The following is a 26,572-nucleotide window of genomic DNA, read 5'->3' as shown; positions in this document are numbered from 1 at the left end:
GCTGAGGTGGAGTCCACTTCTGCACCGGGAGACATCGTGACGTGCTACGAACGAAGTGATCTGGGTCTGCTCCTGCTCCGGCTGGGCACCGGCGGGGTGCTGGCCGCACACGGCGCGCAGAAGCTCTTCGGCTGGTTCGGCGGGGCCGGGCTCGAGGGCACCGGCCAGTTCATGGAGTCCGTCGGGTACCGGCCCGGCAAACTGAGCGCCACCATGTCGGGGCTGGCGGAGTGGGGTGGCGGCACCCTGCTGGCGCTGGGGCTGGCCACCCCGGCGGCGGGCGCCGCGGCGGCCGGCGGGATGGCTGGCGCCTGCGCGGTGCACGCCCCGAACGGCTTCTTCAACCAGGAGGGCGGCTACGAACACCCCGCCGCCCTCGGCCTGGCCGCGACGAGCCTCGCCCTCGCCGGCCCCGGCCGCCTCTCCCTCGACCATGTGCTCGGCGACCGCCTGAACCGCGGCTGGATGGTCCCCGCGGCCCTCGGCGTGGTGGCGGCCGGCACGGCGGTGGTGGTGGGCACCCGGAACAAGCGGGTCCGGCAGGAGGCGCAACTGGACGGTCAGGAACCGCTGTTCGAGGAGTAGCCCCGGAGAGCCCGGAGGCACAACCGGGCGGCCACAGCACCAGGCATCTCTTCAACCTCGCGCCGGTACGCGGCACCTTCGCCATCCGCGCCGGCACGTCCGACGTCGCCGAACCGCTCGCCGAGTCGAGCGTGCGCGCCGAGTCGAGCGTGCGCGCCGAGATCGACGCGGCCGGCTTCCGCACCGGCGACACGGTCCGGGACGCCGCCGTGCGGTCGGAGCGGTTCCCCCATGCCGGACGCAACCCCCTGATCACGTTCGTCTCCGAGCACGTGAGCCCCACCGTCATCTCCGGGCGGCTCACCGTCCGCGCGGTGACCGGCCCGCTGCGGCCGACGGTCGTGCGCTCCGAGCTTCCCGGCGACGCGTTCACCGTGCGCGCCACCCCCTCGGTCGACCGCACCGAGTCCGGTGTCACCGGATCCCGGCTGCTGGCCGGGCGGGTCCTGGACCTCACGCTGGAGGCCACGTGTGCACGCGCCGACCGGAACGCCCCACGGTGTGTGGGCGGTTGACCGGCCGGAGGCCGCCGCCCGCCCGGTGGTTCCTCGCGGGGACGCCGGCGCCCACCCCGCCCGGTGGTTCCCTCTGCCGTACGACGCGCGGCCCCGGCCAGCGGTGGCGGGCCCGGTGGCCCCGGGGCACCCTGGAAAGGAGTCGTGAGCGTCGCGGCGGCCTCCCGTACGGCGGGTCCCCGCGCACGCCGAGGAGGCGGGTTGGACATGACGGAGACGACCGGTACGGCGGCACGCGCGGGCGAGGGCAAGCGCGGCGGCGAGACGGAGCCCGGGGCCCGGGGCAGGACCACCATCGCGGACGACGTCGTGGCGAAGATCGCCGGGATGGCCGCGCGTGAGGTACCCGGCGTGCACGCCCTGGGCGGCGGCCTCGCCCGCACCATGGGCGCGGTGAGCGAACGGGTTCCCGGGCGTGGGCGCGGCGTCACACGAGGCGTCAAGGTGGAGGTCGGGGAACGGCAGAGCGCCGTCGACCTCGACCTCGTCGTCGAGTACGGGCTGGCCATCACCGACGTCGCCGCCGACGTCCGGGAGAACGTCATCACGTCGATCGAGCGGATGACCGGCCTGGAGGTCGTCGAGGTCAACATCGCGGTCGACGACGTCCATCTCCCCGACGACGAGGAAGAGCAGCCCGCGGCGGGGCGGGTGCAGTAGCCGCCCGCGCCGGCGCACCGGCTCAGAGCACCGGCACGCACCCGGGCCGCCCCGGCATACCCCTGCCCCGGCCCGGCAACGCAGACCCCAGACCCGGCACACAGGCCCGCCCCGCGAACCGCAGACCCGGCACACAGGCCCGCCCCGCGAACCGCAGACCCGGCACACAGGCCCGCCCCGCGAACCGCAGAACCCTCACACGGGCCGGCCCCGTAGACCGCAGATCCAGGCGAGGGCGTCGTACACACCCCGGAAGTAGTCGCGGTTGCCCGCCGGCGCAGTGGGGTCCTCCAGCCGTACGACGGTGGCGTCGACCTCCGCCGTCAGCAGTTGCAGGTCCGGTATGTCGCGGGCGCCCACGCCGGTGATCGGCGAGCGGTCGGTACGTCCCAGCGCCCACTCCAGGGCCACCGCCTCCCCCGCGGAGAACTGCGCGCTGCCCCCGTGCCGGGCCACCAGCCCGCTGAGCACCGAGTCGACCTCGCCGTACGTGCGGATGCCGATCCGCTGCTCCGGCCGCGTCGTTCCGGTCACCTGCCCCATCGCGTCCTCCTCGCTCGTCGGCGGCACCGGGCACCTCACCCCGCGTCTCCCTCCTTCGTCTTCCCGCGCTCCCGCCCGCCGAACGCCGGGTTCGCCGCCCCCCGGCCGATCAGTCCGCACTCTCCGCGCGCCCCGCCGGTGGGCATGACCTCCAGCGTGTCCTGCCCCGCCATGACCGCTTCCATCGCGTCCGACTGCCCCGGCCGCAGCTCCCGCCAGCCGAACACGTCGGCGGCGGTCCGCCGAAGCCGCCCGGAAACCCCGGCATCACTCATACGCTCCGACTACCCCGTTCCGGGGTAGCGGGGCCTGGGAACGGGGGCGGCCCTGCGGACAGGGGCCGGTGACGCCCGCCCACCTGCCTGCCCCGCGGCGGCCACGCTGTACCGCTCCCCCTGCCATGACACACGGCCATGACACACGGATCCCTGCCCGCCGGCCAGGCGCGTAGTACCCGGAACCTGAAAGTGCGCTGACTCCGCCTGGACGGCCGTAAGGAGAATGGTTTCTTCTCGCAAGTTGTGCTTCCAACCTCCAGGGCAGAGGGTACCGTTACCTATACCTGTGTCCTTGCCCGAGCGCCACCTGAAGATCCTCTTCTATCGTTACGTCCGCGCACCTCGGTGACGTCCGTCGAGCATGCCGGCCCACCCTGGCCTTTCCGGCCCTGCCAAACAATCAGGGAGAGTGACGCGTGACAGAGGCCATTGTGACTGCTGCGCTCGCCAGGATATCCGAAGGATCTGGCGCTGCGATCATCGACCTCATCCGCCGCCACCTTTCCGGGATTCAGACCCCTCCACAGGAGCCGGAATTCCTGAACCGGGCGGAACGCGGAACTCTCTCCGCAGACGACAGGCGTGAACTTCAGGCTCTGCTGTTCACGCACGCGAGTCAGGATCCGACGTTTCGGGACCATCTGCACAGGTTTTCGATGTCCGCCGGCGCCAACAACTCCGTAACATCCAGCAATGTGCAGAAGCTCATTCAGGCCCAGAACATCGGTAACGTCTCGATGTGACTGCATGACGCACCGGGGACATGAAACGCTTGGGGCAGCCCCCTTCCGCGCCGGTGGACAAGGACTGGAGGAAAGGCTCAGTGAATCCCGAGCAGGAAGGCGTCCCGCGTAATATTGCGGAACGCCTGTCGGCGAATCAACTGCTGCAGGTTGGGTCGTCGGGGCCGATATACGTCCAGCGGTCACCTTCGATGAATCGCGCGGAAGTGCCCCACATGCTGCCCGGCGGCGTGGGCCGGGTCATCGGTCGGTCGCACCTCCTGAAAGCCATGGACGACGCCATGGGATCTTCAGGCTCACGGTGCTGTGTGCTGTGGGGTCTGGCTGGAGCAGGCAAGACCACCTTGGCGCTCGCCTGGTCTGGATCACGGCTGGAAAATTACCCCGACGGACAGTTCTTCGTCGACATGCAAGCATATTCGAATGCACCGAGGGTGGAACCCCGTGACGCCCTACGCACCTTCCTGGCCGCACTTGGTGTAAGCCGCTCTGATCTACATGACGACACAGGATGGGGCAACGCGTTTCTCTCGGCGACAGCGGGAAAAAGGTGCCTGGTGATCATTGACAACGTGTCGACCTACGACGATGTCAGAGAGTTGGTACCCGGCGTGGGCTCCAGCCTGATCGTCACAAGTCGACGCGCTGTCCCAGAATTGATCATTCGACACCAGGCTCAGGTCCTCAAATTGCCTCTGCTCAGTATCGAAGAAGGCATTGAACTGCTTGCGGAACGCGTGGGCTTCGTCCGCGTCGGCAAGGACAACCACAGCGCGACCCGCATCGTCGAACTGCTGGAGGGACACCCTCTGGCGCTTGCCATCGTCGCCGCCAAACTGGCTGTCCACACCACCTGGGACCTCCAGGACGCACTCGCGGGAATTCAGTCCGGAGACACGCCCCTACGGTTCCTCGACGACGCCGATCTCGGAATAGAGGTCGGAAGAGTTGTCTCCTGGTCCGTCGAAGACCTCGACCCTGAAACCAAGTACGTCCTGTACGCGGCATCGATGCTGCCCAATACCGAGCTCTCCAGCGCCGTGTTGCGGCTCGTACTCGACCAGGACGAATCCAGATGCGACCGGACCCTGCGCGCGCTGAGTCTCGCCTCCCTGATAGACGAGATCAGCCGAGGACACTACCGTATGCACGACATCATCCGGGCGTACTTGTCAGAGACGCGCACCCAAGTACTGAATGCGGAACAGCAGATCGACATCGCCCGTCGAATCCGCATCACCTACCTTGCGCTCAGCTTCGCAGCCGACCAAGCGATCGACCCCAACCGGTCTGCGATCACACTGGGAGAGGACGCCCAACGGATCGCCGGCGAGGTCCGATTCACCGTTCCCGAGGCACTCACCTGGTTCAGTGCCATCACGCCGTCCATGGTCCGCCTGATGGACGAGGCGTCGGACACCCACGACTACGAGTTCGTCACCCGCTTCGCCTGGTGCGTCAACACCTACCTCTACTGGCGACAGGACATTCCCAAGACCCTCGAGGTTCAAGAACGCGCTCTCCAAGCAGCCCTGGCCGGCGACCACCCGATGGAGGCTCACTGCCGGCGCGGCCTGGGAAGGGCGCTCGCCGACGCCGGCCGGCTCAGCTTCGCAAAGGAACAGCTCCTGGCGGCCCTCAGTATTGAAAGTGCCCGCGGAGACAGCAGCCAGACAGCCTCCACCCAGCACGCCATGGCGGAACTCTCACTCCGCTCCGGCTCCTATGCCCAAGCCCTGCGCTGGGGGCTGCGTGCCGCCAGAGAATCGCGGCGCAACAATAACGCTGTGCGTGAAGCACGAGGCTTGTACGACGCCGCACGCGCCCTCATCGAGCTGGGACGCTACACCTGGGCCGAAGACCTGGGCCTGCGCAGCCTGGCGATCTGTGAGGAAAGGGCGAACGCGTACGGCCGCGCGCTCGCCCTGCGAGTCCTGGGAACAGTCGGAGTCAAATCCGGAGACCTGGAGAAAGGCTGCACTTGGTTGGAACGTGCATGGCGAGCCGAAGAAGCACTCGGCAACTCTCGTTCCGTTCGAGCGATTCTGCGACAGCTCGAATATGCCTACACCCAAGTCGGGAATGACAACGCGGTGGCCGAGGTCCATCGCGTCCTGAGGGATCTCGACCGCTTCGTCAGCACAGACGAGCCCAGGTGAAACGGCAACCACATGGCTCTGCGTCACACACCCCTCGTCCCCTCCGATCAACTGGCCAGCCCGTCCTCCTACCGTCAGCTCTCGCGCCGGACAGAGGACGCCCGCTTCCGCGCCATGCTGGACAATCTCATCGGGACACAAGCGCTCGGCCCCCTGAGCCGAGCGCTCACTGACGAGGGAGCCGTCAGCACGACCGGAATACTCTCGGCAGTCCAGTTCGACGACTTCCGGCAAACCTACGACGCCGAGATACAGGCAGGCGGCAGCCGCGGCACGCTGCACAGCTACCTGAACATCGCCTCGTCGACACCGCTGCTGACAAACGCCGGCTTGTGGGACGCCGTCGCGCACCCGCTTTTCGCCGTCCTCATCGCCCATGCACTGGGCGGCCCGATAAAGATCATCGACATGCGGGCCAAGGACACCTATCCCGTCGACGTCGTCGCCCGGGACAACACCCTGCACCTGGACAACAGTCCTTTCATAGACGAGTACAAAGTAGTTGTCACCTGGAGTCTGGGCAGCACGAAGGGCCCCTCGGGCCAGGGACTGACCTATCTGCCCCGCACGAACCGCCTCTTCAGACAGTGCTTCGTGGAAGCGGACGGCAGCGTCTGGAGCGACGAAGACGCCTGCATCTTTCCATTCGAGAGCCGAGTCAATGAAGTGCTGGCGGCACAGGCGGACTTCCTTCAAACACCTGACCCGCTCGTGGTCCACTTGACCGATCTGGACGCGCCGTGTCATACGATCTTCGCGGCGAGCAGACTGGTCCACCATCGGTACCGCACCTCGATCGGAGCGGCCCGTAGCGCTGTCATGGCGTCCTTCCACCGCACTGATGACAGCGAGGAACAGCTGGGCTCCAAGGAGCCCGGCCACACGCCTCTGAAGCGATTCCTCATTGCCGGCGGATCACAAGAGCAGTTCCTTTCCGCCGTGCGCCATGAAAAACCCGCCATCGAAGCAGCCTTGGATCGAATCTCCGCAAGGCCGGATCTCATGGTGGACCCACGGCGGCACGCGCTCACTGGAAGAGCCTTCACCCAGTGGTACTCACGTCAATGCGCTGGGGTCACACTCAACAACCTACGCACACGGCAAATGTCCCAGAACACTGCTGTCCGTGCGTCTCTCGTCGGCCGACTCGTTGAGAGACTCCAGTACGACCTGCAAGGCCCCCTCAATATGCCCTTCTTCGCCGATATGAGGGAGACACGGCGCAAGCGCGCGCGGATCTGGCTTCGGGAAATGTCCGCCGAGGACATCCACGAGATCATCGAGGCAGAGTGCATGAGATCCCCGCATGCACTCAGCCAGGCCGGACAGAAAGCCGCCCACTGTTCCGCCACCGCCCTCCGGGGCCTCCTACTGAACCTCGGCCAACTGCTGTCCCAGTCACCACTGGCAGCCGAAGCCGGTGCCGTGCGGGGACCGACCGACGCGTGGGCTGTTCGTTCCTTGCCGTCTTTCATCCGGGACCTCACCGTCACAGCGAGTTGGCTGGAGGAGGGAGACAGGGACTCACTGACCACAGCGACGGCGTTCGCTCTCCTCGCCTCCGCTCTGAGCTCAAGACGGTTCAGCCTGGGAGAGGAAGGCCACCACATCTCAAAACGGCTGCTTCATGGGTACGCGGCCCTGGTGAACGACACTGTGGACACGCAATCATGACACCGGACCGCCACAAACTCGACGTCTACCTGCAGTCGGTCAATGAACAGATCCAAACGACGAAAATGTCATCGGAACTGTGGTTTCGAAGCCCTCCCCCGCATCAGATCCGCGCAAATGACCAGTTCGTGCGGTCGCTCATGAGCGAAGGGCTGGCACCTTCGGCATCGCCCGCCATCTCTGCGGCCGAACAGGCAGAGCACCGCCTCAGTGCAGTGCGCAGTAGGTACTGGGCTCAGGCCACGCGAACGCGAGACGTCGCTGTCCACTTCGGGGCGGCCGACCACGCATCCCTCAACGAGTACTTCACACTCGACGCCGGACGAAGCGGCGAAGCTGCACGCGGACGGGCACGACGGACCGTGGCCCGATCCACACCAGCGGACTACTTGCTACGTAGCATCGACCGGCTTGCCGCAGCGACCGACGCCGATCCGGCAGCGGCCTGCCGGAAGAGCATGCGCATGCTGGCGCGGGACTGGCCCCGCCTTGTCCTCGCGTGCCAGGCACCGCCGGACTCCGTACTGCCTGCGTCCCGCGTACTGCGCGAGTTCTACCGCTCTACCGCAAGAGGGGACCCGTCGAGGAACGGTCCCAAGTACACGCCACACGGCTCGCCAGGCCATGGTCCACCGGTACTGCTCACGGAGGTCGAGGCTCGAGAGATGGCAACGTCGTACATGCTCGGCCGACTCCCGTTCACGGACCGTGAATACCGCCTGGCCGCGAAGCTGGCAGCCATGCCCCGACTGCAATCAGCTCTGCTGGCGGTCCAACTGCACCTCACCGCCTCCTCTGCGGAGCCACTGGCCAGGCTCGTGGCGGGGTCCGGGACACCGCGAGTCCTGCTGCCGTTCACCGAAGCCTTCGTCGACCGCTTTCGTTACAGCTCAGCGGAACGGATCGACTTGCGCCCAAACCCCAAGCTGATCACGGTTCTCTGCAACAACGTCGTACCTGCCATCGCCGGCGAACTCCTGCGCCGAGAAGCTCGGGCCGCCGACCTGGACTCAGACTCCATCCAGGCCGGAGTCATCGCAGCGAGACGACGCCACATCTACGAGATAACGATCGCGCTCTTCAACCGAACAGACACTCTTCCCCCTGGCATGGTGGTGCTGTCCGGCTTCAGCCGGCGTGTGTGTCCCGCCGCCGTGCCCTTCTCAGAATTCCTCGAAGAATGGCTCCCCTATTACTTCGACCGTCTTTCATAAGAACATGTCCGACCCGACCCGGGCCCTGCCCCGTCGTTGATCAGGGCCCGTTCTCGTCTGCAGGCGGATGGGGGAAGGAGACCTCTACCGTGCCGCCCTGGATGACGGGGCCGTGGGCCGTGCCGCCACTGATGATGTTGGTCACTGAGCCTCGCGGATTCGGCGGCACCGCTTGTGCCGCGGACGGTAGCCGGTCATCTTCACCTTCGGGGAGGGTGAGGATGAGACGGCGCAGGGTGGTGAAGGTGCGATGGTCGGCCGAGTCCGCTTTGAGGATCGTGGAATGGTCACCGGGCAGGGCGGCGGTGTCGGGGAATACTGACTGCGCGGACGCGGCCGGAACGACACGGTCACTCTCCCCGGCGTAGACGCGGAAGTCGATCGGGCACGTACGGTCGCTGACAGCAGTGGCGTGCACGACATCACGCAGGATCGTGCGCAGCGTCGCGGATACCTCGCGGTTGAGCGGCCGCAAGTCCTTCTCCTGAGGATGGCCCAGGCCCAGTATGTTGCGGCGCAGCGACAGCAACAACTCTGAACCATTGTTGGGGCAGGCCAGCATCACCACCCTTTTGATGCGGACGAGTTCCTGGCCCGCTCCGTCGGCCAGCATGCGAGCCAGATGCCGCTGACCCACCAGGCCGCCCTGGCTATGGGTCACGAGCATCAGCCTCTCGAAGTCACCAGCCTCCGTGGCCAGGAACTCCTTGAGGCTGTCGGCGACGGTATCGATCGACGGAAAGACGCGCAGGGGATGGAGTCGCTTCACTCCGGTTGCGTACTGGAACTGCAGCGTTTCAACGAAGCCCAGTTCCTCGTCGTTCGCAATGAGCTGCTCGAGGGGTCGCCACACCTTGGGCCCGGACCTGATCCCGTGGATCATCACCACACCAAGCCGACCGTCGCTCAACGTTGCACCTTTCGCTCGGTGTTGATGGGTATACACGATATCTACTCCACGCTCTGGCATCCCGGGGATGCCGCACCGGTTGCGGCCGGCACGGGCGAAGGCGGGCCGTGGTGCCAGGCTCGGACGGGACGGTGGTCGGCTCGTCGGACGGCTTGAGGGTGACCTCGGCGGGCTCAAAGGGTCGGCGATCGTCCGCGAGGTGCTGCGGTCGGTGGCGTCACTACGCCTGCCGAATCGGATTTCGACGGCCGACGTGTCCCGGCCTCGCGAGACCGAGCCGCGCGGGGTGCCATCTACGTACGGGGCCGACGCGGAGCGCGAGGGGCTCCTGGCAGTGGCGCACAGGGAACGCCTCATGGCTGTGGTCAAATGTCTGATCGTCGTCGTACGGCGGACGGCGAGGACCGGCTTCGCGGACGAGTGGTTCGCAGAGGATTCGCTGCGGATGGCAAGGGCGGCTCCTGTTCAACGGCCGAGGTGCCAAAGCGTGTTTGCCCGAAGACTGACGCAACTCCCGGCTTGGCCCAAGTACTCATCATGGCCGTGCAACGAACCGCACGGGTTCGGACAGCACTCGCGCTACCGACTCCAGGTCCGCCAGCCGCCTTGCCAGCGTCGATTCGGCGAGCCTGGGCGGCAGTGCATCCGCGAACTTCAGTCCTTTGACCGCCCGCTCGTCGACCTCCGGCAGGCACGGATGGTCCGAGGCTGCGACCGAAACCTGTTTCCAGGCGTCAGGGCTGAGGTCCTCACGCAGCCGGATCCAGCAGTCGTTGATCTGCTGGGCGGGTACGGCGACCTCAGCGAGCGTCGCCGCGAGTGTGGCGTTCGCCCGATGGCCGGCCCATGTCCACCACCTCACGCGTCCTCCGGAACCGCGGGTGATCACCGTGCCTCCGGGATGCACCTCTTCCGTGAAGTGCTCCCGCGCTTCGGTCAGGTACTTCTCCGCTCGCGCCGTGAGGTCCACCGGCGGGTTCGCCCCGAGGAGCGCTTCTCGTACCGCGCGGGTGAGTTCGAAGGAGATGCCGAAGTCGAGCCCGGCACCGCTCCACTTTGCTCTGCCGCCGCCGTCGACGGGTTCGACGAAGCACCGTTTGCGCTTCCAGTCGATGTACGTGACCTGCCAGCTCCGTCCGGCCAGGAGCAACCGCCGTGGCCCGTCGATCCGTTCGGTGAGCAGGCTCGGATCGGTCCTGCCGATCTCCCGGCGGCCTTGCAGCACGGTGAACTGGGGAGGCGCGGTGAAGACCGCCGTGAGGCTCATGAAGTGCCGGTGCCCGAAGCGCCGTTCCGCCTCGGGGCCGATGAACAGGAGTCCGCCGTCCTGGTTCAGGTAGCCGTGGTCGACCAGGTGCCGGACGATCGGCTCGGCGTTCTGGCCGAACGGGCCGAGGCCGTTCCACCACTCCTGCCAGAGGCGGTCCCCTACCTGCGGTTCCTGCAGGCACAGCGCGAGAAGTTGTTGGGCCACGATGTGCCGCGGCTCCGGCGGGGCGACGACAGGCTCCACCCAGCCGCGCGACCACTGCAGGAGAAGGGCCGCGGCGCCGAGGAGTCCATCGCGGTCCAGCGCGAGGAACAGGCAGTTGCGTGATGTCCCGGGCCTGCGTCCGGTGCGGCCGAGTCGTTGCAGGAAGGAGGCGACGGTGAGCGGAGCGTCGATCTGGATGACCCGGTCCAGATCCCCGACGTCGATGCCGAGTTCGAGGGTGCTCGTGGAGACGATGACACAGTCGCGGGCCTCGGCGAATGCCTGTTCCGCGCGACGGCGTTCGTCGACCGAAAGGGAGGCGTGGGAGAGGAAGGTCGTCACGCCCTTGGCTCGCAGCTTCTCGCCCAGCTCCTCGACGAGCCGACGGGACTCGCAGAAGACGAGCCGTTTCTCGCCGCGGTGCAGGGCCGCGATCACGGTGGCGGCGTTGTCGACGGAACCCACATAGTCGAGCTGGATGTCCGCCGCCCCCGGCGGCACCGCTCCCTGTGCCTCCGGCTGCGGGTCGGCCAGATGCGGTGCCACCACGACGGACGGCTGCTTCCCCGCTCCGGATCCCTGCAGCCACAGCAACAGCTCCTCAGGGTTGCCGACCGTGGCGGAAAGCCCGACGCGCTGGACGGGGCGCCCGACGACGCGCTGCAGCCGCTCCAGGACCGCGAGCAGATGCCAGCCCCGGTCGTCCCCGGCGAAGGCGTGCACCTCGTCGACGACCACGGTGCGCAGTCCGGAGAAGAAGGACGTGTGATCGACATTCGCGCTCACCAGCATCGCCTCCAGCGACTCCGGCGTGGTGAGCAGGATGTCGGGCCGCGCGGCCAGGATCCGCTTCCGCGCGCCGGAGGTGACGTCCCCGTGCCACAGAGCGGCCGTGCGTCCGAGCCACGAGCTGTACGTCTCCAGCCGGGGCAGCAGGTTGTTCAGCAGCGCCTTGAGCGGACACACGTAGAGGACGGACGTCCCCGACCACTTCCGCTGCACCATCTTCGACAGCAGCGGAAACGAAGCGGCCTCCGTCTTGCCTCCGGCGGTGGGTGCCAGAAGGATCGCGTCGTCGCCCGCGAGCAGCGGTCCGATGGCCTCCTCCTGCAGAGGGCGCAGTCCGGGCCAGCCGAGCGTGTTGACGATGTGGTGGACCAGCGCGGGTTCAAGATCGTCGATGCCGCTCACGGCATCTCCAGGTCGATGTCGTCCGCGCGTGCGGCCGCCGCGTTGCGTTCCACTTCGGTCAGCTCGCCGTCCGCGATGGTGAGCGCGTAGTGCCTGCGCGGATCGAAGTCCTCGAACTCGTCCACCCGGTCGAGCACATCCGCGACGAGCTTGCGCAGGAAGACGCGGGGCGCCACCCCGACCTTGCCCCCGAGTCCGCCGGTGACGGCAGTGGCGAGTTCCATGAGATAAGCGTCGTCCACCTGCTGCTCGACTCGCTGCGGATACCGGGCGGCACCCGCGTACAGGTCGCGTACCCGCCTGCCCAACTCGCCGAGCCGCTCCAGGTCGAAGCCCGCGAGCCGCAGTTGGACCGCTCGCGGAGAGTCGAAGCGCGGGTCGGTGCTGAAGTCGGTCGCCAGCCGCTGCGCGAGCGGAGGAAGCCGCTGCACTCCCTGCTGACCGTCGAAGAATGCCGGAGTCCCGGTGATGACGAGAAACAGCCCGGGAAAGCGCCCCGCGTCGATCTCGTCGAGAAGTTGCCGCAGAGCGTTGAGGCCCTTCTCCCGCACATCACCACGTACCCGCTGGAGAGTCTCGATCTCGTCGAGGACGACCAGCAGGCCGGGATGGCCGCAGTCCCGCAGCACCGTGAGCAGTCCCTGCAGGAAGCCGAGCGCCGCGAAGTGGTCGAGGTCTCCCCGTACTCCGGCGGCCCTACGGGCGGACGCCGCGACGGACTTCTGACCGCCGAGCCAGGCGATGAGGGCTTCGGCGGTCGCCGCGTCATCGGCGGCGACCGCGCGCCGGTACCCGCGCAGCGCCGCGGCGAACGCCGGCGTGGTGCGGGCCACATCGGCAAGCCGACGCTCCATCAGTACGTCGACGGCCGCTGCCAGCGCCACCTCGTCGTCCTCGTCCACGTCCCCGTTGTCGAGGACCTCCTCCTCCAAGGTGTAGAACCAGGAGTCGACGATCGCGCGCAGCGCACTGGGCTGGTGGGTCGCCGTGGACAGCCGCTCGGTGAGCCGGCGGTACACCGTCTCCAGCCGGTGCAGAGGTGTCTCCGTCTCGGAGATCTGCACCTCGGCCGTGGCGAGCCCGGCGCGCTTGGCCCGCTCGGCGAGCCAGCGTGCGAAGAAGGTCTTGCCGGAGCCGTACTCGCCGCGGATGGCGTGGAAGGCGGCGCCGCCCCGCGCCACCGTGGCCACGTCCTCGTCGAGGGCGCCGGTGAACCGGTCGAGGCCGACCGCGAAGAGGTCGAGCCCGGAGTGCGGCACGGTGCCCCGGCGCAGTGCGTCGACGACCTCCCGCCGCCGGACCGCGCTCACGTCGGGCGACGGCGTCATCGGCGTCACGTCGGCTCCTTCGGGAAGAACTGGTCGCGCAGCAGGGTCACATCGAGTTTCACCGTGTGCCCGGCGTCGATGAATCCGAGGACCGGGTAGCCCTCGATGTTGAGCAGCCGCTGCACGGTGGCGATGAACCCGTCGATGTTGCGCCGCACCCGCCCGGTCGCCGAGATGGCGCCGGCGAGCGCGGCCGGTGACATGGTGCCGCCCGCCCCGGCCAGCGCGTCGATGACGGCCGCCACGACCTTGCTCTCGGGAGCCTTGCGGACGTACTCCTTCTGCGCCTCGTACACCTCGCTGGCGACCACCCGCTCGCCCAGGGTGGCAGGGGCGGCTCCGTCCGCGGCCGGCACTGCGACGTCGGCAGCGGCGAAGAGCCCTTCGCCCGCGTGCCGCTCCTTCGGCTTGCCCCGCTTCGGTTTGCGTGGTGGCTCCTGCGCTGCCACGGCCTCGGGCCGCCCGCCCTTGTAGGGGGCCCACCACCGGGGCACGGCCTGCTCCCGGGGCAGGGCCTCCCACCCCTTCGGCACCAGGTCGCGGTCGGGCACCAGGGCGAGCAGCGGCACCGTGACCTCAGCGAGCGCGGCTCCGCCGTGGTACCCGGCCCGGCGGCCGGTGTAGCGGATGTCCTCCCGCCAGGGCGCGACGATGGTGCCGCCGCCCTCAAGGACACGCGGCCCCGACAGCTGGACCTCGCCGTCCTTCGCCGCGCCCGTACGCCATCGGGCCGAGCCGGGCCCCGCGCCCTCGTCACCCACAGGTCCTTCGCTCGCGCCCCTCTCCAGCACATGGCCGTGATCGGCGACGAGCACGACCGGGCGCCCGTACCCCTTGGCCGCCGACAGCAGCTCCCGCAGGTAGGTGACGTCACCCAGACTCCACTGGGTACGCCGCCCCTGCTGTCCCTTGTCGAGGGCGTCGTCGATGGTGTTCAGTACGACGCCGACGACCGCATCGGAGGCGAGCGCGGCCATCATCTCCTCGGAGAGGAACCTTCCCGCCCCTCCCTCTATCCCGGCCTTGTGGAAGAGCAGCGCGTCGAGTCGCCGCTGCTTCCAGAAGGCGGCGAAGCCCGAACTCTCCTTCGCCTGACCGCCCTTGACCGCCGTTCCGGTGAGCAGGGAGGCACGACTGACCTCGGTGACCGAGGGCAGCATGGAGACCGCGGCCATCCGCCGCGGCTCTTCTTCCGGGCCCGCCCTGCCGGGCACGGCCTCGGTCCAGCCCTCGCGCTCGACCTCCTCGCCCAGTTGGGCGGCGACGGCACAGCTCATGCCGTCCAGCACCAGGACGAGCGGAGCCGTATCGCCGGCCAGCGGCCTGACGGCTTCGGCCAGTACGTTCTCGACGACCAGGCAGCCGCCGGGGTGGAGCGCGGTGGCGTTCGGTACCCAGGATGCGAGCCGCCGGGCGAACTCCTCGTCCAGCCGCTCGCGCCGCTCCCGGGCCGCCTCGTACAGGGCACGGAGGTCCTCGCCCGCGGCGGCGTCACCCTCGGGGTCGCCGGCCCACAGAACGGCGAGCGCCCGGTCCGCCCAGCCCCAGTCCCCTGCCTGGTCCCGTACTCCGGCCGCCACCGACGCCACCGAGGGCCGCGGAAGGGCCAGCCAGCGGGCGATGCGAACGGCCATCTCGGCCACGCCGACGCGGTCCGTGTTCAGCCGGGCCAGCATGTGCGCGTTCAGCTCGGACAGGGCCGCTTCCCCCGCTTCCGGGGAGGTACGGGCCGCTGCCGTCACGTGCCGCAGCTGGGCCGTGAAGCTGGACGGCAGGAAGCGGTTGGATTCGAGGGCCGTGGTGAGTCCGGCGTCCTCGGCGAGCTTGTCGGCGCGCTTGAGGACCGCGGAGACCCGCTCCCGTGCGTCGGTGTTGTGCCGGGCCTCCCCGATCCAGCGGATGAGGGCGCCCTCGACGGCCTCGGTGAAGGACTGCAGTTCGGTCCGGCGCGGCATCACCTGGCCGAACAGCCCGCCCACGGCGAGCACCACGTCCGGGCTCGCGGCCTGGTCGCGCAGCACGGCTCCCAGCAGACCGAGCGGCATCGCGTCCGGTCCGCGCCCGGTCTCGGCCAGGGACATCAGGACCGGTGCGGCCGGCCCCGTGGTCTCACCGAGCCACTTCTTCAGCTCGTCCCGTTCGGTCTGGTCCAGCTCGGCGAACCGCAGGGGCCCCGCAGGTGTACGGGACCAGGTGAGCAAGGCGTCCAGATCGACGACTGTCCCCGCCGCCGGGGCCGCCCCGTCGTCGCCGTCGCCCAGCCCGAGCCGGGCCACGACCAGCGCGCGCAGCGCAGCGTCCCGCGTCAGGACGGAGCCCGCGCGCCTCCACCCCCGGGACGGCTCGGCGTCGAGCAGCGCCTCCAGCAGCCATCCTTCGTCGTACATGCGCGGGTCGAGTCCGGCCGCTCCGAAGCGCTGCATGACGATCTCGGCGTTCTCCACCGTGAGCGTCTGCCGCCGCACCGCCTGACCGCGCAGGTCCCAGCCGATCTGACCGTCGTCGACGCCGGTGGTGACGACGAGGAGGTCCGCACCGGCGGCCTTGTCCCGGTGCTTCGTCCACTCCTCGAGGATGCCCAGGACGGACGCCTGGTGGCTGACGCGGACGCGCCGCGTCTCCTCCCCCGTCCGCACGGTGAACTCCTCGGGCGCGCCGGCCGTGTAGCGCCCGTGCACCAGGACCAGACGCCGGTCTCCGAGCGCGGAGGCGTGCGTGGCGAGCAGGGCCTCGATGGTGCGACGGCCCACCTGGGGCAGGGCGGCGCCCATCAGCGTCCGGCCTCCTTCTCCTGGTCGCCGGGGGGCACGGGCCGCCAGGTGACCTGGATGCGGGTGCCCGGGTGGGTGGCGAGGTACGACCTGATCTCCTCCTCCACGTCGGCGACCGTGGCGGCGAGGGACGCTTCGAGCCGAGTGGGCTCGACGACATGCGGAGCCCCCGGGCGTACGGCGTGAGCGGGTACGTCGACCGGCCGCCCGCCACCGTCGGCCTGCTGCGGCGTGTCCTCCGGCACGACGGGCGCCGAAGGGATCACCGGCTTCCCGTGTTCCGTGAAGCTGATGTCGTCGGCGGTCGGCTGTGGTTGCTGCGGCGGAGGTGGCACGGGCTGGGCGACCTGCGCGAGGCGGGCGACTTCGTTGACGAGGGCCAGCGCCCGGTCCTGGAGCTGTTCGAGTACGGGGACGAGCGAGCGGGCCTGCTCGTGGTCGTTCGCGGTCTCCTCGATGACCTGGATCAACCGTGCGGCCCGGTCGCCCACGCCGTCGTCCCGGCCGGTGAAGCCGCGCACGCTGCCCAGCAGCTTCCAGTTGGTGTCGTCGAGCGCGGCCAGCACCTCGGGGGCCTGCTTGAGGGCTGCCCCGATCTCCTGGTCGGTCACGTCGTACGCCACCGCCGCGAGCTCGCGCACCACCACGGCCGCGTCGTCGGTGCGCCCGAGCCGGGCCACGAGGTCCGCCGCGGCCTTCATGGACCTCATCCGCGGGGCGTCCGCCCCCTGGGGGCCCTGCAGCCCCAGTTCCCCGGCCCGCTTCTGCAGCACGGACCGGACCCCGCTCACGGCATCGCGATGCCTCTCGGCCACTTCCTTCACGCCGGTGGCAAGTTTGGCGACGTTCAGTGCGATGAGCGCGGGCGGTACGTGAACCCCGAAGATCCTTCCGGCCCGTTCACGCGCGGTCGCGAACTCCTCGTCGGTCGGCTTCTCGACGGCGCGCAGTCCGTAGCCGGGACCGATCTTGTCCAGCTCCGGCGCCTGCCGCAGCGGTGAGGTCTGGTAGACCCACGTCCGGTCGTCGAGCAGTGCGTAGGTGGCGATGATCAGGTTGCTGACGTTCTTCTCCAGGCCGGTGAACCCGAGCTGGCCGATCCACCTGCGGATGTCCTCGACGGACAGGTCCGTCCCGGCGTGCGCGTCGGCGGCCTTCTGGTTGATCCGCAGCCGCCACTCACGGCTGACGTTCAGCGGACCGTCGTACACCTCGCCCAGTCCCAGCGGATGCACGATCTTCTTCACCATGGCCAGCTGGTGGCTGTCGACGACGATGCGTCGCTCGCCGCTCTCCATGGCCCGGCCGATCCATTCGAGCGCCGTCTTCAGCTCGCGCAGCGTGACCGGCTTGCGGGTGAGGGCGGGGTCGAAGTCCGGGTGCTTCGGGTAGAGCACGGCGAACATCTCGTCCGCGAGGGCGTAGAGGTTCTTCTCGAAGCCGATCCCGGGTTCGGGCTTCTGCCGCGTGAAGCCGGGCCGCAGCGACCACACGTGCTGGTCCGCCGGGACCTCGGCTCCGACGTTCGCGGCCTCCGCCTTGCTGATCCCGTACAACTGCTCCAGTACGGCGGAGAGTTGCGTGGTGAGGTTGTCGCTCTGTGCCTTGAGCTGGTGGCGGATCTGGATCCGTTCCTCGGTCGGGCGGGTGGCGGTGACGTCGTCGAGGCGGTCGCGCTCCAGCAGATAGTTGATCTTCAGGAGTCGGCCGAGCTGCCGGGCCCGCTGCTCGGAGAAGAAGTCGGGCAGCCAGACGATGGTGTTCCCGGTGCGTCCCGACCGCTTCAGGGCCTCGATCCGGTGGACGTCCTCGATGGGCGAACGCTGCGGCTCGTCGAAGGGATAGTCCAGTACGAAACGGATGTTGCCGTTTGTCTGCGGTTCGAACTGCTCGTCGGGCAGATGGGGATCCCGTACGTTGCCGAAGACGAACTCGGCGGTCCGCTTGGTGCCCCGCCAGACGATCTCGCGCTCGCACACGAACGCCTGCGTGTCCTTGATGCCGAAGGCCGCCCACAGCTGGTCCTTGACCCACTGCCGCCGGTGTCCGCCCTTGTCCGCGACCCCCTGGACCTCTTCGAGCAGCGGCTCGACGTCCAGGTCGGACAGGTGCAGATGGAACACCGGGTCGGCGTCGCCCTCGCTCCTCAGCTCGCCGAAACCCTGGGCCTGGAGGTCTCGCAGCGCCTTCACCGCGATCGATCCGGCCGACCCCACGCGGGCCCTGATCGTGCCGTGGTTGAGGGCGGCGAGCCGCCCACCGGTCAGCCGTGCCAGAGCCGGGACGTTGGGGGCGAGCGCGGCGAGCAGCAGCGTTTTGACGAGCCGGTCGTCCCGCCGGTAGCGCGGATCGTCGACGGACCCGTACTTCTCCAGCAGATGCGCCCGTACGCGCGCGTGGAAGCGGTGCGCGATCTCGGACTCGCGGCGCAGCTTGGCGGTGAACGCCTCGCCGGTGCCCGACGCTATGACGTCCCACAGATCGCCGAGCGGGATCAGCTCCCCCATCCTCAGGTCGTCGCGCCGGCGGCGCAGCAGTTCCTGGACGAGCTTGAGGCCGGTGCGTTCGCGCTGGAGCGCTCCGGAGAGGTCCACGAGCACATTGAGCAGCGCGGGCGAGAGCGGGTACAGGGTGCGGAAGTCGTCCCAGCTGGCCTCGGTCCGCCCGTGGGCGTCCAGCAGCACCTGCCGGACCTCGTCCTTGGACGACTCTACGAGCGTGAAGGCCTCGTCGCGGGCCGATTCCATCCCCGGCTTCGGTTCCAGCACACGGCGCTTGATGATCTCGACGAGGTTGCTGTCCTCCAGATTGACGACGTCGATACGTCCGGCCAGGTACTCGATCTGCTGTTCCAGGTTCTGCACCTCGGCGCCCGCCACGTCGGAGCCGATGAGCTGCGACAGGTCGCGCTGACGCGAGATAAAGGAGACGATCGGCACCGGCCGGTCGGTGTCCCCGGACTCGATCAGCTTGACCAGCCGCTGCACCTGGTCGCGCACGAAGTCCTGCTCGCCCATGTGCGCCTGGAGCCACAGGATCAGTTCGTCGAGGAAGAGCACGATGCCGTCGTAGCCGAGGGACCTGGCGTGCCGGGAGATGACCGACAGCCCGTTCTCCAGCGGCACGAAGGCGTCCTTGTCGCCGCGGGCTCCCTGCGCGTACGCCGCCATGGGCCCGGAGAGCAGGGCGGACACGAGCGCCTCGCGGTACGGGTCCCCGGCGGGCGCGTCGAAGGCACGGTCCAGGTCGGCGGAGGTCCAGCTGCCGGCGGCCGGGGCGGCGTCGTCCGCGTCCAGCATGTCGAGGTCGTCGTCATCGCCGTCCGCGCCCACGGCACCGCCGCCCGGGGCCACCGCGGCGGCCCCGTCGCCGAGCCACTGCACGAACTTGGCGTCGTCGGCGAGGAACTCCCGCTGCCTGCGCGCGTCAGCGAGCGCGGAGTCGGCCCGGTAGACGGCGGGGGTCGGCTTGTTCCCGTCGAGGGAACGCACGGCGTGCACGTAGCCGCCGAGGATGGCCGAGTCCAGGTCGGTGGAGCCCACGAGGTGGTAGGGCACCATGAGGAAGTTGCTGTCGCGCAGCCAGTCGTCGTGCTCGGCGATGACCTCCTGCAGCCGGGGCTTGCAGCGGGCCGCCGCGCTGTTGTTCAGCACGGCGTGCAGCACGGTCAGGAAGTGGCTCTTACCGGCACCGAAGGAACCGTGCAGGTAGGCGGCGTGCGAGTTCCCCGACCTGACCGCCGCCCCGACCAGCCCGAGCGCGCTCCGGAAGGCCCCCTGCAACTGCTCGGTGACCACGTACTCCGCGACGCGGGCATCGGTTTCGGTGAACCCGCCGGACAGCTCGACCTTGAAATCGCCGGCATGGACGTCTTCCTTGATGTCGATGACATCCCGCAGGAAGAGTTCGCTGGTGGGCATCCGGCTCTCGTTCCCTCACTCGGCAGCAGTCGGGGCGCGCCGATCTCCCCGATCTCACGCGCGACATCCAATCTTGCCAGTCTTGCCATGCCTTGCGCCCAGGCCAGACGCAGGTTCCGTGACGCTCAGGTCACGTTCGGCGACGACCAGGCGGACGGCAGTTGCAGTGCGTGACGAAACGGGCGCATACAGGGAGCTGGCGGCCCATATAGATATCTGTATAGTCGGGGTGTGGGTGACCCGTGGCAGATCGAGATCGAACCGGAGGTTCGGCAATGGCTGGAACTCCTCTCGGACCAGCAGTACGACAAGGCCGAGCGTGCCGCCGACATGCTTGCCGATCAGCCGACGACTCTCGGTGAGCCGTATTCGCGTCACCTCGGCGGCAAGCTCCGCGAACTGCGTTTCACGACGGACGGGAACGCGGTCCGCGTCACCTACTGACTCGCTCCACAGCGGCGGATCGTCCTGCTGACGGTCTTCCGCAAGACCAGGCAGCGTGAGGACGCCGAGGTCGAGCGCGCTCAGCAGGCGCAGAAAGTGTGCGAGGCAGGCCACAGCCCGGCAGAACACGGCTACGACCGGTCGAAGGAGGAAATCTCGTGAATCACTCCCAATGGAAGACGCGTCGGACCCGGAAGCTGCTGGGCGAAGACGTCGAGGATTCCCCCGCCTACGTGGCGGCAGGGTATGCCTTCGCTCTCGGCCAGGCCGTCTACGACCGGCGTACGGAACTCGGCCTGTCACAGAGCGAACTGGCACGGCGCGCGGAAATGACCCAGCCCCAGATCTCCAATATCGAGGGCGGCGACTCCGTACCGACCCTCCCGCTGCTCACCCGCCTGGCCAAGGCGCTGGACGCGTCACTGACCATCAATCTGGACGGCGACAGCTCAGCCTTCGCCTTCACCGCGCACGACGGTCCCCGACCGGACGAAGCATCGTCGGGCGGAGCCTCTTCGGTTGCCTGATCCAGGACTCCGGCGGCCGCCCCACTCACACGGCGGCGCAGGCCGAGGCGGATTCAGTAATCGATCTCGGCCCAGATGACCTTGCCAGGCCCCTGACGGTCGGCGACGCCCCAACGGGAGGCGAGGGCGCCGACGATGACAAGGCCCCGGCCGTCGACTTGATCGGTGGTCGCATGCGTGGTGGCGGTCGCGGGCGGCTGTGCGGTGAGGGGGCGGTCGCCTCGGGCGTCGGCGACCTCGATGCGGAGCGTGTCCGTACGGTGTTCAAGGCGGAGGGCGAAGTCGCGGCCGGGTACGCGGGCGTGGAGTACGGCGTTGGAGGCCAGCTCGGCGACGACGAGGGCGGCGGTGTCGGAGAGGTCCGAGCCGAACGGGATGCCCCAGGCGTCGAGTTGCTGCGTGGCGAGGTGACGGGCGAGGCGGGCGCCGCGCCGGGTCGCGCTCAGCCGCTGGAAGAACACACGTACGGTGACGGCCGGTTGGGCCTGAGGTGCGGTCATGCGGTCCAGCGTTGTGCGAGGGAGGGTCGTTCAACAGGCACGGCGCTGGTACAGCCGCGGCTGGGTGGGTTCACTGAGTGGACAGGGTGGGTGACGCCCCGTAACCATGGGCGGGTTGATGTCCCGGTGGGGTACGTGGGAGGTGGGCCGGGCGTGTTGGACGGCGTCGCGAGCAGTGAACCGGAAGTGTCGGACGGCCTCAAGAGCTTCGGCGCGGTCCTGAAAGCGTTGCGGGAGGAAGCGGGCCTGACGCAGGAGGAGTTCGCGCCGCAGGTGCGGTACTCGGTGCATGCGGTGGCCAAGCTGGAGCAGGGGAAGCGGTTCCCGTCGGTGAGGTTCATCGAGCGGGCCGGGGTGGTTCTACAGGCGCCGAGGGTGCTCAAGGCGGCGGCACGGCATCTGACGCGGCGGCAGGGGCTGGCTTCGTGGTTCGTGCAGTGGGCGGGGATCGAGGAGGAGGCGATCTCGCTTTATGCGTATGAGTGCCGGGCGATTCCTGGGTTGTTGCAGCCGGAGGCTTACATCCGGGCGATCTTTGATCGAAGGTTGCCGCCGGTGACCGAGGAGCAGGTGGAACGCGAGACTGCGGCGCGACTTGAGCGACAGCAACTCCTGACGCAGAAGCCGAACACGGCCTTCAGCTTCGTCATCGAACAGGCGCTGCTGGAACGGCGGGTGGGTGGAGCGAGCGTCACAAAGGCCCTCATCGACCACCTCCTGGAGGTCGGGAAGCTGCGCAACGTGGAGATCCAGCTCATGCCACTGCAGCAGGAGGATCACGCGGGCGTTGACGGCCAGATGTACCTGGCAGAGACTCCTGACAACCAGTGGATCGGCTACACCGAGGGTCAGCGTTCCAGCACCCTGATCACGGCATCGAAGGACGTGAGCGTCCTGCTCCAGCGCTATGGCAAGCTGCGTGCGCAGGCCCTCGATTGCAGGGCCACGGTGAGCCTGCTGGAACACATGCGAGGAGCGCTATGAGCACTACGGAACCGGCGTGGTTCAAGAGCAGCTACAGCGGTAGCGAGGGCGACAACTGCGTCCAAGTCGCTGACTGCCCTGAAGCCGTCCGCGTCCGGGACTCCAAGGACGAGGAGGGCGGCCAGCTCGCCCTCTCCCGCACCACGTGGTCGACCTTCGTCGCATACGCGGCAGACGCCCGAGTCTGACGCCCGCCCAATGCCCGTGGGGCTGACGGAGTTCTGAACTCCGCAGCCCCACCGCCACGTTCCGCCTACTCGACGTCGAGGGCGGGCTGCTCCGGGGCGCTCGCCTTCTTCGAGGCGGCAGCCTTACGTCCTCGCGCCCGCTTCACAGGCCGCCAGGCCTTGAGATCCGCTGCGCTGAGCCGATGCTTGCCCATCTGCTCGTCCAGGAAGGCATCACAGTCCTCCGCCGGCACGGACTCCCACTCGGCGTCGTACTCACCGTGCCACTGCCGCACCCAGGGCATGACCTCGTGCAGCCCGGCAAGCAACGGGGTGAGCCGCTCGGTATCCCAGCCGCTCTGGTCAGTGCGGTCCTCAATCAGGTTGATGAGCGCCTGGGCCTGATCCTTGTGATCCCACCCGGCCCACCCGAGCAGCACGGTCGGATCGGCCTCGGGCCCGGCCTCCAAATAGGAGATGAATCGCTCTTTGGGCACGTCGAGTTTGCCGCGGTTGGACCAGTAGGAGTGCCTGAGGAAGTCGGCGGACGAGTACTTCGGCGGTACGGGGATATCAAGCCGTTGCCCAGTCCGGTCCTCCTCCCGCTGCTGCTCCCAGACTTCTTCCCACTGCGCACGCTTACGCAGGCCGGGGTCCTTGTAGCGCATGGCAGCGAGGTACGGCACGTGCTCATCGGCGACGACATCGGCGAGCACCTGCCCGAGCGGGAGGTCGGGCTTGTTGAGGTGGTCGGAGGCGTACAGCGCGGCGACGGAGTTGAAGTCAGCGTCGGAACTCAGGGCGTCTGCGAGTTGGTTGACGGTGAGTGGACGCGGCTGATTCACACCCTCACGCAAGCTGAACCAAAGCGCGGGGTCTTCGCACCGGTCGAGCAACCAAGTACGCAGAGCGGCCTTCTCTTTCTTCTCCCAGGGCTCGACTGACCATCGCCGCTTGCACTCGGGACGCTCGATGAGCGCGATGTCCTTCCGCCGCTCGATGATGTCGATGCGGGCCTGCACGATGTCTCGATACCAGTCCGGCAAACGCCTCGGCACTTCGGCTACGGGAGCGGAACCATGCCGCTCAAACCATTGCTCGACGGCCTCATCGGAGGCCGATCGAGGAGCGATGACGATTTCAAACGCTCGCTCACCCAATTCCACTTCAGGAATCTCGTCAGCCGCAGGCGATCGGACCGTTGTACGGGCAACCTCTCCGTCGCTCAGCAGCCCGTAGAGCCCGTAGACGTGCCAGTCGAGCTCTTCTTGGAGGGCGATCATGCGGCGCCGGGTTCGAGCGTACTGAGCGTAGGCCTCATTGAGGCGAGCACGCGTCGGTACGCCCGACTCAAGCACACTGAACGGCTCGCACTGCTCCAACTCCTGAGCAAGAGAGTCGAGGACGTGCCCGAGCATCAACGGCAAGCGTTCCGGCAGCGGAAATTCCTGAAGCTTCGTTCCAGTGAACTCGTAAAAGCTTTCCCACGCATACCGCCCCGTGGATCGCTCCCCACCTCTATTTCCCTTATCTTGGCTTACCTGTTTCAACCAGAAACAAGCTGTGGACGAGTTGAGCACCCCCAACAACTCCAGGTGCTCATCCTCCCCTGCACCTTCCGGCAGCTTGATCACTGGTGCAGTTCGAATGAATCCTCGAGCGTCTCGCCGCAACACGAAATGATTGTGCGTGGAGACAAAAGGAAAGCTGATCAAGCGGTCTGCCCAATAGCGCTTCGGCGCAAAGCTGGAGTACTCATACCATGTCAGGCCCTGCTCTTCCTGAGTCCCTGACAGTGCCCGCCGCAACTTCAGCAATAGACGATTCGGCCACAACACCTTCTCGACTGCCGAATCAATTTCAGCTGACCGCGAGGAGTCTCGATACGGAAAGATCGACCCGATCCCGTCTCCGAACCCCCAGTCCCGAACCTCCGATCCCCCAAGCAAGGGGCGGATGCTCACTGGCGGAATTCCGAGGCGACGCCCCGCCCCGCGACCGATCATGTATGCGTCGTCCTCACGCGTGACCGCGCAGAATCCGATACTTTCAGTCCGAGAACCAAGGAGAGCACGAGGCCCACGAGTGAGATGCTCGACAAGTTGACCAGCCCCACCACCGCTCAAGGACCAGGGAAATCCAGCCAACCGTCCTCGACTGACATCCTCTACAGTGACCCACTCCGAATCACTTCCTGGTCTGTCGGTTTGCTGAACGATTGCTTTCCATACAGACGCTTCGGCCGCAACCTCTGGCTGCGACGGTTCTCCCCGCACTCCCAGCACTGCCCGAATTGTTCGGTGATCACTCGGCACGCGATTTCGCCCAACGAGAATCACCGTGGGAGTCCCGTGGCCTGGAATATATGCACCAGACGTATCGATAACATACGACAGCTCGACTCGTTCATGGAAGTATCGCTCAATGAGCCTCTTACCGAACTCTCGCTTCATGAATGAGTTCGCGGTGATCTGGCCGACGAAACCACCACCACCCTGCGCACCACCCGCCCCTTTCAATGCCAGCTCGAACAAGCGTTGCGCAAATGGCACCGAGAGAGCGTATTGACCTGCACAAGCGTCATAAGCCGCCCTGTAGTTCTTCTTCTCCTGATCATCCTTGACCGTAATGTAAGGCGGATTCCCCACCGCGACGTGATAGGACCCCCGCCCCAGCAAATCCACCTCCCCGGCGAACTCCCCCACATCCTCCGTAGAGTAAACAAAGGCACCCCCAGCCCCAGGGCCACCTCGCTCCGTCTCCTCAAACAACGTCCCCAAATCTGTCTGAATACCCGCCGCATCCCGGCCATGCAGCAACGAGTCCCCCACCGCCACATTGATGGGAAACACCGGCGCAATCGCCAACCGCTCAGCCCCCGCGGCCCGCATAGCCGCAACCAGCAACCGGAACCGAGCGATACTCACCGCAAACGGATTCTTGTCGCACCCGTGGACGGACTCCAGAGCCCTTCGCACCACAGACCACTCATCGGCGCCCGGCTCCGCTTCCCGCCACTTCTCCACGAGCCGCTCGAAGATCCCCAGCAGGAAGTGCCCGGACCCGCACGCGGGGTCGATCGTCCGCAGCCCCCGCCGCTCGGCACCTCCCGGCCCCTCCACCACGGGATCCAGCCCGAACTCCTCGATGGCCGGATCCAGCGTCAGATCGAGGATGAACTCCTCTACGAACTCCGGCGTCTGCAGCAGCGCGTACGTCTTCCGGGCATGGTCACTCAGGTCCTGGTACAGGTCACCGAGGAACCGCGTATCCCACTCCAGATACGAGAAGTCGTAAACGATCCGCCCGTCCGCGTCCCACCGCCGCCAGAACCGCAGCAACTCCGACGCGGCCTCATAGCTCGGCATCAGCTCCCACAGCGGATTGTGCGCGCGGTCGAAGAGACCGGCCACGGTCTCATGGGCCCCCGCAAGGTGCTCGAAGGCAGCAAGCAGCCAGTCTCGGTCGTTGTGGTCGGGATGCTCACGGAAGTGCGCCTCGTGCCGCTCCTCCGCCTCGACCAACCGCTCCCCGGGCCCGGCGATGAACGGCGCCTCGATCAGCCCGTGATCCTCACAGAACCGTACGAAGACACAGGCCAGCACCCAAGCCACCGCAGCCTGAGTCACCCGCTCGTCCCGCCACGCCCCATACGTCGCCGCCGTACGCTGCGCCTCCCGGGCCCGCCGGTACTCGGACTCCAACCGGACGCGGTACTCCTCCACAGACTCACTGCGCGCGCGCAGATCGTCCTCAAGGATCACGACCTGCCGCCGCAGATCCTTCAGCAGCGCCGCCTGGTCCAGCCCCGCCCGCGCATCCTGGCCCGTGACCGTCACTCTTCGCATCCCTCTCGCAGCACCACGTCACCCACCGCACATCGCCATACGGTTTCGCGTCCCAATCCTGCCAGCACTGTCGACCGAAACAGATCCCGCAGGAGTCATGGCAAAGTACTCTCATCTGCCATGATCACGCCGCTAAG

The 26,572-nt window shown here is 67.8% G+C and carries 18 protein-coding genes and 2 pseudogenes; 11 read left to right on the top strand and 9 right to left on the bottom strand.

What is annotated here, in order from left to right:
- The first annotated feature begins 36 nt into the window (after nucleotides 1-36).
- The 3 genes and pseudogenes from ACGF8A_RS05115 to ACGF8A_RS05105 all read left to right on the top strand — a co-directional run bounded on the left by ACGF8A_RS05115 (nucleotide 37) and on the right by ACGF8A_RS05105 (nucleotide 1,760).
- Nucleotides 37-585 (top strand): DoxX family protein, encoded by a 549-nt coding sequence (locus ACGF8A_RS05115; protein ID WP_393104340.1) that lies wholly within the window; start codon nucleotides 37-39, stop codon nucleotides 583-585.
- Nucleotides 586-632: 47 nt separating this feature from the next.
- A pseudogene (locus tag ACGF8A_RS05110) lies at nucleotides 633-1,100 on the top strand (YceI family protein); the annotation flags it as partial.
- A 207-nt stretch (nucleotides 1,101-1,307) separates the two neighbouring features.
- Nucleotides 1,308-1,760 (top strand): Asp23/Gls24 family envelope stress response protein, encoded by a 453-nt coding sequence (locus ACGF8A_RS05105; RefSeq protein ID WP_393104338.1) that lies wholly within the window; start codon nucleotides 1,308-1,310, stop codon nucleotides 1,758-1,760.
- 195 nt (nucleotides 1,761-1,955) lie between these two features.
- Here ACGF8A_RS05105 and ACGF8A_RS05100 read toward each other — a convergent pair whose 3' ends face one another.
- Both ACGF8A_RS05100 and ACGF8A_RS05095 read right to left on the bottom strand, forming a co-directional pair.
- A complete protein-coding gene (locus ACGF8A_RS05100; RefSeq protein WP_393104336.1) occupies nucleotides 1,956-2,303 on the bottom strand; it encodes a hypothetical protein in 348 nt (115 codons plus the stop codon).
- Nucleotides 2,304-2,338: 35 nt separating this feature from the next.
- Nucleotides 2,339-2,578, bottom strand: coding sequence for a hypothetical protein (locus ACGF8A_RS05095; protein ID WP_393104334.1), 240 nt, complete (start codon nucleotides 2,576-2,578; stop codon nucleotides 2,339-2,341).
- Nucleotides 2,579-2,997: 419 nt separating this feature from the next.
- Here ACGF8A_RS05095 and ACGF8A_RS05090 point away from each other — a divergent pair, with 419 nt between their 5' ends.
- The 4 genes from ACGF8A_RS05090 (at nucleotide 2,998) to ACGF8A_RS05075 (ending at nucleotide 8,371) form a co-directional block, all read left to right on the top strand.
- Nucleotides 2,998-3,324 carry a hypothetical protein gene (locus ACGF8A_RS05090; protein ID WP_393104332.1) on the top strand — a complete coding sequence of 109 codons (327 nt, stop codon included), beginning with the start codon at nucleotides 2,998-3,000 and terminating at the stop codon, nucleotides 3,322-3,324.
- An 80-nt stretch (nucleotides 3,325-3,404) separates the two neighbouring features.
- Nucleotides 3,405-5,483 carry an NB-ARC domain-containing protein gene (locus ACGF8A_RS05085; RefSeq protein ID WP_393104330.1) on the top strand — a complete coding sequence of 693 codons (2,079 nt, stop codon included), beginning with the start codon at nucleotides 3,405-3,407 and terminating at the stop codon, nucleotides 5,481-5,483.
- Nucleotides 5,484-5,597: 114 nt separating this feature from the next.
- Complete coding sequence (locus tag ACGF8A_RS05080; RefSeq protein WP_393104328.1) at nucleotides 5,598-7,157, top strand: hypothetical protein; 1,560 nt, start codon at nucleotides 5,598-5,600, stop codon at nucleotides 7,155-7,157.
- Nucleotides 7,154-8,371 (top strand): hypothetical protein, encoded by a 1,218-nt coding sequence (locus tag ACGF8A_RS05075; RefSeq protein WP_393104326.1) that lies wholly within the window; start codon nucleotides 7,154-7,156, stop codon nucleotides 8,369-8,371. The genes ACGF8A_RS05080 and ACGF8A_RS05075 overlap by 4 nt, the downstream gene beginning before the upstream one ends.
- Nucleotides 8,372-8,411: 40 nt before the next feature.
- Here ACGF8A_RS05075 and ACGF8A_RS05070 read toward each other — a convergent pair whose 3' ends face one another.
- The 5 genes from ACGF8A_RS05070 to ACGF8A_RS05050 all read right to left on the bottom strand — a co-directional run bounded on the left by ACGF8A_RS05070 (nucleotide 8,412) and on the right by ACGF8A_RS05050 (nucleotide 19,965).
- On the bottom strand, nucleotides 8,412-9,317 hold the full coding sequence (locus ACGF8A_RS05070; protein ID WP_393104324.1) for an esterase/lipase family protein: 906 nt from the start codon (nucleotides 9,315-9,317) through the stop codon (nucleotides 8,412-8,414).
- 499 nt (nucleotides 9,318-9,816) lie between these two features.
- Nucleotides 9,817-11,946, bottom strand: coding sequence for a DEAD/DEAH box helicase (locus ACGF8A_RS05065; protein ID WP_393104322.1), 2,130 nt, complete (start codon nucleotides 11,944-11,946; stop codon nucleotides 9,817-9,819).
- A complete protein-coding gene (gene brxD, locus ACGF8A_RS05060) occupies nucleotides 11,943-13,274 on the bottom strand; it encodes a BREX system ATP-binding protein BrxD (protein ID WP_393104516.1) in 1,332 nt (443 codons plus the stop codon). Before brxD ends, ACGF8A_RS05065 begins: the two co-directional genes overlap by 4 nt.
- A gap of 5 nt (nucleotides 13,275-13,279) precedes the next feature.
- Nucleotides 13,280-16,045, bottom strand: coding sequence for a BREX-2 system phosphatase PglZ (gene pglZ, locus ACGF8A_RS05055; RefSeq protein WP_393104320.1), 2,766 nt, complete (start codon nucleotides 16,043-16,045; stop codon nucleotides 13,280-13,282).
- A complete protein-coding gene (locus ACGF8A_RS05050) occupies nucleotides 16,045-19,965 on the bottom strand; it encodes a PglY protein (protein ID WP_393104319.1) in 3,921 nt (1,306 codons plus the stop codon). The genes pglZ and ACGF8A_RS05050 overlap by 1 nt, the downstream gene beginning before the upstream one ends.
- Nucleotides 19,966-20,196: 231 nt before the next feature.
- Here ACGF8A_RS05050 and ACGF8A_RS05045 point away from each other — a divergent pair.
- Nucleotides 20,197-20,571, top strand: a pseudogene (locus ACGF8A_RS05045) (type II toxin-antitoxin system RelE/ParE family toxin).
- A complete protein-coding gene (locus ACGF8A_RS05040; RefSeq protein WP_393104318.1) occupies nucleotides 20,568-20,936 on the top strand; it encodes a helix-turn-helix domain-containing protein in 369 nt (122 codons plus the stop codon). Before ACGF8A_RS05045 ends, ACGF8A_RS05040 begins: the two are co-directional and overlap by 4 nt.
- Nucleotides 20,937-20,989: 53 nt before the next feature.
- On the opposite strand, the gene ACGF8A_RS05035 is transcribed toward ACGF8A_RS05040, so the two are convergent.
- On the bottom strand, nucleotides 20,990-21,436 hold the full coding sequence (locus tag ACGF8A_RS05035) for an ATP-binding protein (protein ID WP_393104316.1): 447 nt from the start codon (nucleotides 21,434-21,436) through the stop codon (nucleotides 20,990-20,992).
- A gap of 153 nt (nucleotides 21,437-21,589) precedes the next feature.
- Between ACGF8A_RS05035 and ACGF8A_RS05030 the strand changes: the two genes are divergently transcribed.
- Together ACGF8A_RS05030 and ACGF8A_RS05025 are read left to right on the top strand one after the other, a co-directional pair.
- A complete protein-coding gene (locus ACGF8A_RS05030) occupies nucleotides 21,590-22,420 on the top strand; it encodes a helix-turn-helix domain-containing protein (RefSeq protein WP_393104314.1) in 831 nt (276 codons plus the stop codon).
- A complete protein-coding gene (locus tag ACGF8A_RS05025) occupies nucleotides 22,417-22,608 on the top strand; it encodes a DUF397 domain-containing protein (RefSeq protein ID WP_393104312.1) in 192 nt (63 codons plus the stop codon). The genes ACGF8A_RS05030 and ACGF8A_RS05025 overlap by 4 nt, the downstream gene beginning before the upstream one ends.
- 65 nt (nucleotides 22,609-22,673) lie before the next feature.
- Here the strand turns inward: ACGF8A_RS05025 and pglX are convergent, their stop codons facing one another.
- Complete coding sequence (gene pglX, locus ACGF8A_RS05020; RefSeq protein ID WP_393104310.1) at nucleotides 22,674-26,435, bottom strand: BREX-2 system adenine-specific DNA-methyltransferase PglX; 3,762 nt, start codon at nucleotides 26,433-26,435, stop codon at nucleotides 22,674-22,676.
- Between the last annotated feature and the right edge of the window lie 137 nt (nucleotides 26,436-26,572).

It is taken from the genome of Streptomyces sp. NPDC047706 (assembly GCF_043204795.1).
Lineage (GTDB): Bacteria > Actinomycetota > Actinomycetes > Streptomycetales > Streptomycetaceae > Streptomyces.
Note: the sequence above shows the minus strand (reverse complement) of the source record. Positions and strands in the feature narration are given on the sequence as shown.

Bases quoted from the DNA above. Each gene is read 5' to 3' on its own strand.
- ACGF8A_RS05105 (WP_393104338.1), top strand. From the start codon at position 1,308: ATGACGGAGACGACCGGTACGGCGGCACGCGCGGGCGAGGGCAAGCGC.
- ACGF8A_RS05100 (WP_393104336.1), bottom strand. From the start codon at position 2,303: ATGGGGCAGGTGACCGGAACGACGCGGCCGGAGCAGCGGATCGGCATC.
- ACGF8A_RS05095 (WP_393104334.1), bottom strand. From the start codon at position 2,578: ATGAGTGATGCCGGGGTTTCCGGGCGGCTTCGGCGGACCGCCGCCGAC.
- ACGF8A_RS05080 (WP_393104328.1), top strand. From the start codon at position 5,598: ATGCTGGACAATCTCATCGGGACACAAGCGCTCGGCCCCCTGAGCCGA.
- ACGF8A_RS05075 (WP_393104326.1), top strand. From the start codon at position 7,154: ATGACACCGGACCGCCACAAACTCGACGTCTACCTGCAGTCGGTCAAT.
- brxD (WP_393104516.1), bottom strand. From the start codon at position 13,274: ATGACGCCGTCGCCCGACGTGAGCGCGGTCCGGCGGCGGGAGGTCGTC.
- pglZ (WP_393104320.1), bottom strand. From the start codon at position 16,045: ATGGGCGCCGCCCTGCCCCAGGTGGGCCGTCGCACCATCGAGGCCCTG.
- ACGF8A_RS05050 (WP_393104319.1), bottom strand. From the start codon at position 19,965: ATGCCCACCAGCGAACTCTTCCTGCGGGATGTCATCGACATCAAGGAA.
- ACGF8A_RS05035 (WP_393104316.1), bottom strand. From the start codon at position 21,436: ATGACCGCACCTCAGGCCCAACCGGCCGTCACCGTACGTGTGTTCTTC.
- ACGF8A_RS05025 (WP_393104312.1), top strand. From the start codon at position 22,417: ATGAGCACTACGGAACCGGCGTGGTTCAAGAGCAGCTACAGCGGTAGC.
- pglX (WP_393104310.1), bottom strand. From the start codon at position 26,435: ATGCGAAGAGTGACGGTCACGGGCCAGGATGCGCGGGCGGGGCTGGAC.